Origin of the sequence: Psychrobacter sp. Ps4, from assembly GCF_022129285.1 — a bacterium.
GTDB classification, from domain to species: domain Bacteria; phylum Pseudomonadota; class Gammaproteobacteria; order Pseudomonadales; family Moraxellaceae; genus Psychrobacter; species Psychrobacter immobilis_A.
Genome location: NZ_JADQAK010000002.1, coordinates 114,528 through 128,789 on the forward strand (window position 1 = coordinate 114,528; position 14,262 = coordinate 128,789).

A 14,262-nucleotide genomic window follows, 5' to 3' on the forward strand; every position below is an offset into this window, starting at 1 on the left:
AGAATACTCGGTTAATGCTATATATTATATGGTCATATTGCCTAATTACGCAGTTACAAAACAAGAGAGGCTTTGTTAATGTTTCTACACAATGTAACTGTCGGCATGCATAGCTATGAGACATTGACTTTTTTACCTTTAGCATCAGCCGGTAAATCAGCCAAACAAATCAAACTGTCGTTGCTAATACCCGCAATTAAATATTGCTTTGTGATAGGGTCATATTCGACTACTTCAATAGGCTGGCGTGTCAGGCGCTGATCCTGTCCAATAATCCACACGTTAGCAGTCAACGGTGACAGAGGCTTATATGGTGACGTTTGTAATTCTGTCAAGTCAACATCGTGCAACGCCCGCTTAGGCACGATAGTGCCCACATCTATTTGACCATAATTAACCCGCCCCGTGACTTTCATATCTGGCAATAACTTGTCTCGACTTGCTTCATTGTCAATGACGTTAACATAGACCAACAGCTTTTTCGGCTGGCTGGTCGCGGTCAGTTTACTGACTTGTCCTGTGAACTGTTCCGACATACCTTCAGCTGTAAAATTGACAGTCTGACCAACCGAAAGTTGCGGTTCTGCTTGGATAGGTAGGATCGCGATAAAGTGTAATTTAGTTTCATCGCTAAGCTGTAATAAAGGCGTGCGCGCCTCTAGTCTTTGACCTGCTTTGGCATATAAGTTTTTTACACGGCCAGAAAAGCTGGCACGCACAGTGACCAAATTATACTGATTCTGCTGCGGTTTTAAGCTCGCCGTGCTATTAGCGCTGGTTTGGTCATTGTTTTTAAGGTTGCCGACTGCGTTTTTAGGAGTGCCCACTGTGGCGTTTGCTGCTGCCTCTTCTTTGTTAGCAATTGGGTCGTTTTTAGTGGTTGTTGCGCTATTTTCTGCTGTAGGCTGATTGGGTTTTGAGCTAGCGTCTGTTTTTTGTGAGTGTGTTTGCTTTACATCAACCGCATCGTTCGTCATCTCAGAATCTGGGACAACGCTGTTCGATGCCGAAGATTGTTCCTTGACCGGGTTAGATGCATCTGCTGTTTTGCTTTCTGATTGCACGCGTCGAACAATAAGCAGCGGCATATCTTTTTCTACCCATTGACCCTCAGTAACCAGTATTTCTTCGACGTTAATGGGGTATGCAGCGATAAGCTTAGTCTGTTTGATAGGTTCGATCTTACCTTGTAAACCAAGGCTAGGCTGATAACGTGAAGGTTTTATGCTCAATATATGATCTGGCGTCATGGTCACACTATCGTCGGTAATGACAATAGGGGTATCTACAGTCTCACTGTTTTCTGCAGTCACAGGCTCATTGGTAGGCGGTGATGGCTGACAGGCAGCAAGAAGAAAAGCACTCAGTAGATAGGTGCTATTTTTAAAAAATTTAGAAGCCGTCATAGCAGTCACCATAGTAGTCATCGTTTTATTATATAGTGAATTGCCACTGGGTGAAATAAGCGCAAAAGACTTAATAAACCGCTGACATTAAGGCTACTAAATCCAGTCATTAGCTAAGGTAGGAGTGACAGCTAGTCTGAACATATTTTTATATTACTGACCAGTTCGAATATTGGCTCACTCATAACTGGAAATTAGTTGATAACTGTGCTAAAACAAACATAACAAAATACAATGATACATTTTTATCACAAAAGAAAATTATTCAGCAATGTGCCCATCGTTTCTATATAATGCAGAAATATCATAAGGTTGATGTTTCTTCTGCTTCGGGCTTACCTCTTTTATCGTCAAGGTCATCAGTAATAAAAGGTACTTTACCTTGTTTTAGACCAGATACGGTTGCAGTGGACGATAATAAAAGCAAAATAAGTCGTCTAAAAAGCCATAGATTTGGCGCAATTTAGTAAGCTTATTAATTAGAAAGTGCGTATAGTAGCCCATGTTGACGCTCTGTTTGACAGGCAGATACTGGCAGCTGATATGTCGACTGTCATAACATATGGTAATGCAAATTTAGCGTCTCATATCAGTCCAATAATGGATGATATGACAGGTTGAAATAATCGTTAAATTTTTGCATTGATGGATGGTATTAAGAATAAATAGTCGTTTATAGGACACTGATAATGGAAAATAATTTTGATGGTTTAAAAGTAATGGTGATTGATGATTCAAAAACCATTCGCCGTACCGCAGAGACTTTATTACAAAAAGCGGGTTGCGAAGTTGTGACCGCCATTGATGGTTTTGATGCTTTAGCAAAAATTGTCGATAACAATCCAGATATTATTTTTGTCGACATCATGATGCCGCGTTTGGATGGCTATCAGACTTGTGCGCTAATAAAAAACAACCCTGATTATGCCAGCAAACCTGTGATTATGTTGTCGTCTAAAGATGGCTTATTTGATAAAGCGCGTGGTCGTATCGTGGGTTCAGATGAGTATCTGACCAAGCCATTTAGTAAAGATGAGCTGTTCGAGGCAATTAATCAGTACCGCTAATATATATAAGTCCGCTTGTAGATATATCATTAAATATCGTCTTACAAGTTGGTATGATTTATGCACAGCTATGCTTTATATAGAGTCAGATAAATTAGGCTAGGCATTACGGTTAAGAGATTTAGTATTGATAAAATATTACTAATAACGGCTCAATATTTAATCGAAACTGTTAAGAGAGTTGCCCTGCCATTTATGGTTGGCGTGCTACTTTCAGTCGGATTGTCTCAATAATATAACAACATATCCTTATGGATACTTTCGAAAATAAAGGAAATTCCTATGACTACAGTTTTAGTCATTGACGACTCACCATCTGAGATGGCGAAATTTCGCGACATGCTTGCCAGACATAATTTTAAAGTGTTAGAAGCCATAAATGGTGAGCAAGGTTGCCAGATGGCCATTGATCACTTACCAGATGTCATTTTAATGGACGTGGTTATGCCTGAGATGAACGGTTTTCAGGCCACTCGCAAAATTACTCGAGGTAAAACCACCGCGCATATTCCAGTGATTATGATCAGTACCAAAAATCAGGAAACCGATCGAGTTTGGGGAAAACGCCAAGGCGCTAAAGAGTATATGGCAAAGCCCGTTGATGAAAATGGATTGGTTAATATCATCCGTAAAGTAATGGAGTAGATTGTGGCTTCCAGAGGGTTTATTGAGCTTCTGCGTTTAGCAGACTTGGCACGCGCGCGCAAAAGTGGTCGCCGCGGTGGACAAGAGTATGACTGGCAAGGTGTGGTATTCGAGATTGGCGGACAGCGGTTAGTTGCACCGATGGGTCAAGTATCAGAAGTATTGGCCATGCCAGAGTATACCAGCTTGCCTCTAGTGAAGCCTTGGATGCTAGGCATCGCCAATATTCGCGGACGCCTATTGCCAATCACCGATTTGTCTCAGTTTCTACAGGTTCCTAGTCGTTTAACGCAAATGAGCCAACGAAAAGTCATTGTCATTGAACATGACAATCTCTTTTCAGGACTGTTAGTAGATCAAGTTATTGGGATTGAACAATTTACGCATGATCAATACCGTGCCGAAGCTATAGAGCCTAATTCGCCCTTTGCTCCTTATAATCACGGTAAGTTCTTTAAAAATGAGCAAGATTGGTATGTTTTTATGCCAAGCCTGCTCGCACAAGACCTGCAGTATACCGATGCTGCAATATAGCAGTCGATAACAGCTATCTGGCTGCTATAACGATGACGAAATAATAGCGAATGACATGATACGGTTGGGTGTCAGTATTCATACAGGCTTTGCTAATCACTGTTGTTTTTATAACAATAAGATTGTCAAAGTCAGTCACGATGAGACTTTGATGATTGTTTGAAAGGAATACGTACGATGAGTGATGTTATAAAGAAACCTGTAGCTGGTACGAACAATACAACAGATGGCAAGGACGCTAATAGCAAGTGGAAGTTATTGTTAGGGTTTTTTGTGCTAATAAGTGTGGCCTGCCTGATTTGGCTGGTCAATTCGTTATCGTCAGTAAGTCAGTACTTGGCTGATTTTAATCAATCCGTTACTTTACCAGCGATTATATTTGTCGTAGGGGTATTAGGCATCCTCTTTGCTCTGTATCAGTTACTGAAGCAGCGTGGGGGATCAGAGCGTCTACTCATTGAAAAAGAAACCTTGCGTCGTCGTCAGGAAGCAGAAGCGGAATCTGAGCGAGCGCGTCAAATTCAAGAAGAAAACGAACGTAACCAGATTGCTATTCTACGTTTACTTGATGAATTGGGTGATTTAGCAGAAGGTGATTTGACGGTTAATGCCACCGTATCAGAAGATTTTACTGGGGCAATTGCTGACTCAGTAAACTTTGCGATTGACCAATTACGTCAATTGGTTTTGGTTATTAACAACACGGCTGACCGCGTTTCGCAGTCTTCAGACCAAACACAGATGAATGCAGTCGAACTTGCTGAAGCATCTGAGCACCAAGCACAAGAAATTGCTGGTGTATCGGCGGCTATTAATGAGATGACAGTATCGATTGACCAAGTTTCGAACAACGCTTCAGAATCAGCGACTGTTGCTCAGCGCTCAGTAGCCATCTCTCATAATGGAGCGGAAGTTGTACAGCGCTCTATTGAAGGTATGAACGTGATTCGTGATCAGATTCAAGAGACCTCAAAACGTATTAAGCGTCTGGGTGAGTCTTCTCAAGAAATTGGTGATATCGTTGGTTTGATTAATGATATTGCTGACCAGACCAACGTTTTGGCATTGAATGCTGCTATTCAGGCATCGATGGCAGGTGAGGCCGGTCGAGGCTTTGCGGTCGTTGCTGATGAAGTCCAACGTCTTGCTGAGCGTTCAGCTAACGCTACCAAGCAGATTGAAACCTTGGTGAAAACCATTCAGGCAGATACCAACGAAGCAGTTATGTCAATGGAATCGACGACCTCTGAAGTTGTGCGCGGTGCACGTTTGGCAAAAGATGCTGGTGAAGCCCTAGAAGAAGTGCAGAGCGTTTCTAATACCTTGGCTGACTTGATTCAAAACATCTCAAACGCCGCTTTGCAGCAGGCAGAATCTGCTGGTCACATCTCTCATACGATGAATATTATTCAAGATATTACCTCACAGACCTCTTCTGGCACAATGGCAACCGCACGCTCTATTGGTGAGCTGAGCGAAATGGCTGCAGCATTGCAAGAGTCAGTCACTGGTTTTAAAGTATCGAACGATGATGAGCTACTAGAAAACGAGATGTTGGATACCGAAGAAGCGTTATCAGCAAGTGTGTAATGACAAGTGTTAACGTCAAGTAGGTGTTAGACCACTGACCGTTTTTAAATTAATGTGTTAATAATATACTGTGCAGGTACGATGATTTGCAGCAGTGACTATAGCAGGTGACGTGAATAATTTTACTCAACCAGACAGCAATCTAATTAAAGCAGTCAAGCCCTCGTTGATTAAGGGTTTGCTGCAGGCAGACAGTTTTGATGTGCAGCAGTGGCAGCGATATATAGAACAAGAGATTGGTTTCGTTCTACCCAATGTCCAGCTGCAATGGTTGATAAATGCGATTGAACACACGGCATTATCACATGGATTGACAGTTGAAAAGCTGTGGTGTCAACTACCAAAAAACGATGAAGTACGCCAGCAGTTATTGGATAAAGTACTGATTCACGAAAGTCGTTTTTTTCGCCATATGCCTTCTATCGATTTTGTCACAAAGAGTGCATTACAGCATCAGCGCCAGCAGCTTACTGCCACTAGTACTGATCGTGGTCACGACAATGATGCTAATGATTTATTTCGCATTTGGAGTGTTGGTTGTGCCAGTGGACAAGAAACATGGTCATTGGCGATGAGCTTGGCTTCTGAACAATTGATTAATTATACGATATTGGGTACAGATGTCAGCCAACAAGCCATTACAAAAGCACGACTAGGGCAGTATGATAAGCGGCAGCAGTCGTTAATTCCAGACCTGTGCCAGCAGTTCGTTCAGCCATGGCGAGCTAAGTGTGATATCAGTCAATCGCATTTTTATAAGGTGTCTACCGCAAAAAAGGCGATGACTGGCACTCAGACCGACTGGCAGATTGCGCCAACATTACGACGCTATGTTAGCTTCGCTTTACACAATATTATTGAGCAAAAACCACCCACTTCGCACCTTCAGCATGTCATTATCTGTCAAAATATGCTGCTATATTTTCGCAAGTTTGATCAGCGTGATATTTTGGCAAGGCTATCAGAGCAGTGTGCGTTAGGTGGATATATTATATTGGCTCCAGGTGAGGCGTTGTTTTGGCGTCCTTCAAATATGCGCCGTATTGCGCACCCACAGGTTAATGTGTGGCAAAAAATTAATGTCTAGATTAGTGCCTAGACAAGTTAGGATAACCCTATGAAAAACCAGCCCAATGACATAGTGACGCTTGAGTGGTTATTACCACTGTTTAATCAGCAATTATCACAGATATCTGATGGCTGGCAGTTAGACGCTGATAGCACTGATTACGATCAGATGGTGCAACATTATCATCAGGTTGGCGGCGCGCTAACGATGATTCGCCTTAATTTATTAGCAGATATTGCCAATAAACTGAGCTTGCTGGCAGACGTTAGCAGTCGCGATCGTATTTCTGCTAACGACCGCCGCATTGGTCAGTTTTCTCATCGCTTACTACAGCGTGAATTGAATCAATACGCAGGTATGGGTAATCACAACACCATTTTAATTGATAATGCTGCTGACGAGCTTACTCAAGCACTATCGAAACTGGGGGTAGCGCTAGATATCTCGGTCAGCTTGGCGAATACTCAGCATAATAATCTAAATAATCATGCTATCGATGATCATATTATCGATGCTATCAATAGCATCGAAGTGATGATGCCGGCGAATAGAACGGCGACGCATTTAGCTGATTATCACTATCAACAATTATTACTGGTTTGGCGACAGCAAGTACAAGCGTTATTGAGTGCCAATACCAATCAACCGTCCTTATTGACTACACTAGAAAGAGTCAGCCAATACTTATGGCAGACCACTCAACATGATGACTTACAACGCCTTTGGTACTTAACGGAACTGTGGCTAAATGACCTTGCTCATAATGATACCCCATTACCTGAGCATTATGCGTCATTGCTAAGTCAGCTGGATCAAGTAATAGAGTCTCGCACTAAGCAAGCTGAGTTATCATCAAGCGTTATTCGAAGCTTAACCATAAAGGTGTATATCGAACTAAATAACCTTGCTCAAAGTAGCAAGCGCACTCAGTCACTTCTAAATAATTTGTCGCAAACGTCGTCAATAGGATCACGTTTTTTACCACGTATACTCAGTGAGCTTGAGACACTTATCTTTACTTTGGATAAGCCAGACACGCTTCTCGTTCCTTTACAGAAAATACAAAGTCAACTCGAAGGTCGAGGTTGGACTTATTACGTGTCGCAAATACATGCAATTGTTACAGACATAGAGCAGGCTCTATCATCAGAAACAGGATTTGCGCAAGAACAATGGCAGATTGAGCGTCAGCTTCAAGAGCTATATAACGCTATCTATCATACCGAACAGACGATATCTCTCAAGATAGGGGACGCCGCTTCTTTTACGACATTGTCTGCAACGTTTGAAGCTATTGAGACGCAGTCGGAAGAAAGTCCTGCGACGGCTTCTGTTGGTGGAAGTTTACGTGAGCTGCGCATCGCGGTAGAAGATGTCAAACAAAGCTTTCATGAATATGTACAGCGTCAAGACATTGACTTACTGCCCATTGCTGCTGATTTTACCGATATTGGTGATGCTTTTGCCGACATGGGATTGCCATCAATTCGCCAAACCATGAATGATATGGCAAGCATATTTACACAATTGACCATTCATGAGATTGAGGTACTCAGTTGGGATGTGACTCAGGCATTGGCTGAAGGGCTAACGTCTATTGAATTGTTGCTTGACTACCTTGCACAGCAGGTTTTTGACCAGCAGCTATTAATGCGGGCAAATGAGTATACTGCGACTGCCGCCCAACTTCTTACTCATTATATTGCATCGCCAGAGACCATTAAAGACACTTTCCTTACCCAAAAATCTGTAGCGACCAACGTATTGCGTTACGATGATAGTGGCGAGATTGCTCCTGCTAATAGTCAAAATGATGTTGCTAACCAAGCTTTGACTGATGTAGATAATGAGCGTGTGGTAGGGCAAGATGCGGCTGATGATGATAGTACCGAGAGTGAACCATTAACGCGTGCTCGTGAACAAGTTAAGCCTGATAATTTTGAGATGGACGCAGAGATTCGTGACATCTTTATCGAAGAGGTGACGGAAGTCATTGCTGATTTAGAAGACTTTTTACCTATCTGGCAGCAAGACTCAAAGGATTTAACCCCACTCACTGAAGTGCGTAGAGGGTTCCATACCTTAAAAGGCTCAGGACGTATGGTTGGGGCTTTTAGCATCAGCGAGATGGCATGGTCAATCGAAAATCTGCTCAATCGTCTGTTAGATAAAACGCTGCCTGTCACAGATGACGTCGTAAATCTGGTGATGGATACGGCAAAACGGCTACCAGCATTAGTGATAGATTTTGAAGCGCAACAATCTCCAAGCTTTGATCCTGCTGTCACTATTCTACAAAGCCATAATCTCATGACACAGCAACCTATCAATGCTGGGCTGACCATATTAGATGCTGTCACTGCTGATTCAGACTCAGCATTAGAACTATCGCAACCATTTGATGATGATGCTGAATTGCTAAGTGCTCTCGACATGAGCAATGAGTCAAACGAGACAACTGCTGATAGTAAAAAGAGCACTGCTGTTGCTTACTTATCTGCTATTGATATTCCAGCGATACTCAAACCCTTTATGCAAGAAACCGAGCAGCTAGCGGCAGATGCTCATGATGCCGATCCTGATATTAAAGAGATATTTTTAGAAGAAGCTGATGAAGTATTGGCTGAGATTGTACCTTTATATGAAGATTGGCGATTATTGCCAGCTGACTTAAGCGGATTGGTGGATATTCGTCGTGGGTTCCATACCTTAAAAGGTTCCGGTCGTATGGTCGGTGCAAATTATACGGCTGAGCTGGCTTGGGCTATAGAAAATATGCTTAATCGCATTTTGGATCATAGTGTGACTGTCTCAACAGATATGCGTCAGCTTATTGCGGATGTGCTAGCTGCCTATCCTGCGATGCTAACAGTATTTGAAAATGACAGCCAAAACTATCCGGTGATGGTGCCTTTATGGATCGCATGCGCCAATGCCTACAGCAAACAGCAAGGGGACGAATTTAGCTATTCTGCCTTGTATGAGCAAGCATCAAATAGTTCTGAGGATGAGACCATCCAAGCGTCAGTACTATCGCCTGCTATTGATGAGCATAGCCCGACCCAAGATAATCTTAATACAGCGATAGATACCACGCTGCAGACGATTAATTCTGTCAATGAAATGATAGCAGAAGCGCCTATTTATTTAGCACCGCAAAGCGAAGAAGAAAAAATGTTTTGTGAGATTTTTATCGACGAAGCAGAAGGACTGTTGCAAGATATTGACCAATTCGTTGATGAGCATCAAGATCAGTCTTATATTGAAGTGACGGATGAGATTGTACGCGCATTCCATACCTTGCGAGGGGCTTCAGGTTCTAGCGCTTTAGCAGCGATCAGCGAGGTTAGCGCAACGATAGAGCATAGCTTAGAGCTACTACAGCAGCAAGATACTGCGATGAATGCTCAACATCTAGAAGCATTGGCGAAGTCTGCTACGCTAATGGACGGTTATTTAAACAACTACAAGCAAAACGTTCAGCCGCAAAATATATCGATCGAAGATGCACAAAGTCAGCAAGACATAGCCTCATTGCAAGCCATGCTTGGTGATCAATACGTCATTAGCGATGATAAGGTCACGGCTGATAACAAACCAACGATAGAGCAGTTGTTGGATAATAATATTGATGAACTATTGGATGCTGAGTGGGAATTAGATGACGCACTTAATCACTCTGAGACAGCACATGTTCAGGGCTATATATCGCAGCAAATATCGCAAATAGCTTACTTAGCCAATAAAGCAAAAGCGTTTCCAAAATTCACTTTTATTCTCAATGAGTTGGGTCACGCTTATGCCTATTTGAGTGATAATATTGATACAGCAAGAAATATCGATACCCAGTCGGTTTTACACGCTGGTCATGCTCAACTGGTTGGTTTGTTCGATGCATTGGCTGGTAGCACGTCATTGAAGATTGATCAACAAGTTATTGAAGATCTACAACGTATTTACCAAGACGATGATAGCAATGGTGATGAGGGTATCTTTGTCGTGAGAGCCGTTGCAGCACCTGAGCTACAGCTTGAATCTATTGATACTGATGCTGAGCTATTAGAGATATTTTTAGAAGAAGCTCAAGAGCTCGATGCCGCGCTGGATGAGAGTTTTAATAAGTGGCGTACTGATATAAGCAATATAAATGCGTTAAAAGTTTTACAGCGCCATCTGCACACTATCAAAGGTGGTGCGCGAATGGCAGGTATTCGTAGTATTGGTGATCTGACCCATGAAGCTGAAAGTGTCTATGAAGCATTTGTAGAGAATAGAAGAATACCGACAGCACAATGGCTTGAAATAATGCAAATAGTGCAAGACACAATGTCGTTGCAAGTACTGCATATCGTAAATCATAAAAAATCATTTTTTGCCTCAGCGCTGATTGAGCAACTACAACAGTTTGTAAAAGCCCAAGCCTTGCCAGAAACGGTAGAGCTAATCATACCTATACCGAAAACCCGCTTCGAACCTGAAGCACAAAGTAGGGTGGCTAACAACGCTCACCTCAGCGCTGACGTATCTGATACCTTGAGCCTAGACATGATGATTAAACAGTCATGGGCGAATGGTTTGCCAGATCCTGATATATTGTCGGTGTTTTTAGAAGAGGCTGAGGAGCTCACCAATCGTAATAAGTATTTGCAACTGTTCTTAAAAGATACCAATAATACGACAGCATTACAGGCATTGCAGCGTGATTTGCATACTATCAAAGGTGGTGCACGAATGGTCACCGCAGCTGGTATCGCTGATCTGGCACATGAAATGGAATCGGTTTATACAGATTTTGTAGATAATCGTCGTCCTGCTACCAAAAAAGTATTGGAGTTGCTGGTTGCCAGTCATGACTGGCTTGCTGATGCAATATCTATCCTTAGACAACATGTCAATCCACCGACGCCTGCGCTATTGATTGAGGCATTGCAGCAATTTAGTAAAAATCCTGACAGCTTAAAGCAAATCCCTAAAGAATCCCTACAATCGCAGCATGAAGCGCTCTTTATTGCTAGAGAACAGCAAGACTCACAGTATCTGGCAAAAGATATTAGCGAGATGCCCTCTATGCTCAGCAGTACGGGTGAGGAAGATCAGAGTGCCAATAATAATGAGATGATTCGTATCTCAGGTGGTTTGATCGAGCATATGATTAACCTGTCTGGTGAGTCAGCCATCAACCGTGCTCGTATCGATATGGGCATGAGTAGCTTGACCAATAGTATCGAAGATATGGGTATTACGGTACAGCGCTTAGCTGATCAGTTACGCCGAATGGAAATCGAGCTTGAGGCGCAGATCTTGTCGCAGATAGACGATGAGCTGATTAATCATGAAGGGTTTGACCCTCTAGAGATGGATCAATATTCTTCTTTAAATCAGTTGTCCAAATCTTTGACAGAGTCAGCCTCAGATTTGATTGATATTAATCATACTCTATTAGAAAAAACACGAGACAGTGAAAGCCTTTTATTACAACTGTCTCGTACACAGACCGAGTTACAAGATGGGCTTATGAATTCACGTATGGTGCCGTTTACGCGCTTAACGCCACGTCTTGAGCGTATCGTACGACAAACTGCCAATGAGCTGAATAAATCTGTCGAATTAACGATCATCAATGCCGATGATGAGATGGATAGAACCATTCTAGAGCGTATTACTTCACCGCTTGAACATATGCTCCGTAACGCTGTCGATCATGGTATCGAAAATACCTCAACGCGTTTAAAAGCAGGTAAAGAGCGTAGTGGGCGTATTACTCTTGAGGTAAATCGAGAAGGTAGTGAGATTGTTATTCAGTTAATAGATGACGGTCGCGGCATCGATGTAGAAGCCGTTCGTAACAAAGCCATTTCTCAAGGCTTGATTGATGCAAATGATAATAGCCTAACTGATCTTGATATCATGCAGTATATTTTCCATGCTGGATTGAGTACCAGTAAGCAAGTAACGCAGATTTCTGGACGTGGCGTGGGCATGGACGTGGTCATCAGCGAGATTCGTCAATTAGGTGGTGCTGTATCAGTTGTTTCAGAGCTGGGCAAAGGCTCACGCTTTACGATGCGCTTACCACTGACGGTTGCGGTATCTGATGCATTGGTTGTGCGTGCCGCGGATCGTTATTATGCGATACCTTTGGTACAGATTGAGCGTGTGGTACGGATTAATCCAGAGAAGCTTTATGACTATTACCAGTCAGGCGCTGCAACGTTGAACTTTGAAGATGTTGATTATCGAGTGCGTTATTTAAATGAGATTTTGTCAGGCAACGAACTGAATGAGCTGGTAGTTAATACCAATACCAGTTTGCCACTTATTATCATCAAGAATCGTAGCGGTCAAAATATTGCATTGCAGGTTGATCAGATTGCAGGGTCACGTATTGAAGTCGTGGTCAAACCTCTAGGACAACAGTTATCGAATCTACCAGGTATTTCAGCAGCGACTATCATGGGCGATGGTTCAGTAATGCTTATTTTAGACCTGATTGCTTTGATGCGTAATGCGCAGTTGGTCAAAAATATCTCACAATCTGCTGATTCTAAACGGAGTCGTTTAGAGTTTAAGTCTACTATTTTAGTGGTTGATGACTCTGTTACCGTACGTAAAGTGACGTCACGTTTCTTAGAACGCCAAGGGTTTACTGTGGCGGTGGCAAAAGATGGTATCGATGCGATTGAGATATTACAAGACATGATACCAGACATGATATTGCTCGACATTGAGATGCCACGCATGGATGGTTTCGAGGTGGCTACTCAAGTGAGACACAGTAAGCGCTTACAACATATCCCAATCATCATGATCACATCACGTACAGGTGAAAAGCATCGTGAGCGTGCACTGGAGATTGGTGTGAATGATTACATGGGTAAGCCATTCCAAGAACAAGAGCTACTTAATAAAATCCAGCACATACTTGGTCAAAAGGTTAGCGTAACTTATGACGGATAATGCACGTGTTTTGGCGCTAAGAGGAAAAAACAAGGATGATATTAAGGTGATGGTAGTGGCAGAAGACCATCATCAGCGTATGGCCTTTTCAGATACTGTACGCAGTTGTGGTTTTAGCCTTGTTGGCTGTATGTCACGGGCGCAACTGCAAGAAAAACAGGGGCGCTCTGATACCTCGATTGACATCTGGCTAATAGATAGTGATTACGACGACAATGTGGTAGCCGCGACCACGGCGTCTAAACCTGCTGCGGTGTTGGTGGGTTTTAGTCAAGCACCTTATCTAAATGAAGCGCCGCAATATGCCAAATGGCAGCGCAAATTAAAGCGTAAGCTGGCACATATGCTGGCATTACCCGTTTTAATGGATGCACCCGTGCACAAACCTGATAATGCTGATGCAGACTGGCGCTACGTAGTATTTTTGGGTGCTTCTATGGGCGGGCCGAGTGCTATAAAAGAATTTTTGGATAACTTGTCGGCGACGCTACCGGTGTGTATTTTGCTGGCGCACCATTTTAATAAAACGATGATTGGCACACTGCCACGCATCCTGAATCGCCATAATGACTGGCATTGTCAGGTGATTACTTCTTCGCAGCGTTTAAGAGCAGGCCAGTGTCTTATAGCTCCTATTGATAAGCAAATTGTTTGTGACTCTACCGGTCGAGTCATATTGCTAGAGCAAGCTTGGGAGGGTGAGTATAAGCCCGCGATTGGTCAGATTCTCAAAAACACCAGCGACGTTTATGGTAGCGAGCTTATCAATATTATATTTTCCGGCATGGGTAATGATGGTTCGCAGTATCTGGATCTCATTCAAGAGAATAACAGTCAATTGTGGGTACAAGATCCCAGCTTAAGCGCTTGCCCAAGTCAACCTCAGGCGATTATTGATTCAGGGTATTGTGGTTTTATTGGCAGTCCAGCCGATTTAGCACAAAAACTAACAGATTATATTGATGAAAGATTAGTAGTAGCCTCTTTGCATTAA

Annotated in this window: 7 protein-coding genes and 1 pseudogene; 7 read left to right on the forward strand and 1 reads right to left on the reverse strand. The window is 42.7% G+C overall.

The window, feature by feature from the left end; all coding sequences use genetic code 11:
* Positions 1-113 precede the first annotated feature (113 nt).
* Positions 114-1,406 (reverse strand): HlyD family efflux transporter periplasmic adaptor subunit, encoded by a 1,293-nt coding sequence (locus tag I3252_RS01870; protein ID WP_238034034.1) that lies wholly within the window; start codon positions 1,404-1,406, stop codon positions 114-116.
* Between the two features lie 689 nt (positions 1,407-2,095).
* Here I3252_RS01870 and pilG point away from each other — a divergent pair.
* The 7 genes and pseudogenes from pilG to I3252_RS01905 all read left to right on the forward strand — a co-directional run bounded on the left by pilG (position 2,096) and on the right by I3252_RS01905 (position 14,262).
* Positions 2,096-2,473 carry a twitching motility response regulator PilG gene (gene pilG / locus I3252_RS01875; protein ID WP_045453505.1) on the forward strand — a complete coding sequence of 126 codons (378 nt, stop codon included), beginning with the start codon at positions 2,096-2,098 and terminating at the stop codon, positions 2,471-2,473.
* Between the two features lie 282 nt (positions 2,474-2,755).
* Positions 2,756-3,118, forward strand: coding sequence for a response regulator (locus tag I3252_RS01880; protein ID WP_045444033.1), 363 nt, complete (start codon positions 2,756-2,758; stop codon positions 3,116-3,118).
* A 3-nt stretch (positions 3,119-3,121) separates the two neighbouring features.
* Positions 3,122-3,652 carry a chemotaxis protein CheW gene (locus tag I3252_RS01885; RefSeq protein ID WP_055124771.1) on the forward strand — a complete coding sequence of 177 codons (531 nt, stop codon included), beginning with the start codon at positions 3,122-3,124 and terminating at the stop codon, positions 3,650-3,652.
* Positions 3,653-4,015: 363 nt separating this feature from the next.
* Positions 4,016-5,242, forward strand: a pseudogene (locus I3252_RS01890) (methyl-accepting chemotaxis protein); the annotation flags it as partial.
* Positions 5,243-5,354: 112 nt separating this feature from the next.
* Entirely contained in the window at positions 5,355-6,329 is a 975-nt protein-coding gene (locus I3252_RS01895; RefSeq protein ID WP_238034035.1) for a CheR family methyltransferase, read from the forward strand.
* A 30-nt stretch (positions 6,330-6,359) separates the two neighbouring features.
* A complete protein-coding gene (locus I3252_RS01900; protein WP_238034036.1) occupies positions 6,360-13,268 on the forward strand; it encodes an Hpt domain-containing protein in 6,909 nt (2,302 codons plus the stop codon).
* A complete protein-coding gene (locus I3252_RS01905) occupies positions 13,258-14,262 on the forward strand; it encodes a chemotaxis protein CheB (protein WP_238034037.1) in 1,005 nt (334 codons plus the stop codon). Before I3252_RS01900 ends, I3252_RS01905 begins: the two co-directional genes overlap by 11 nt.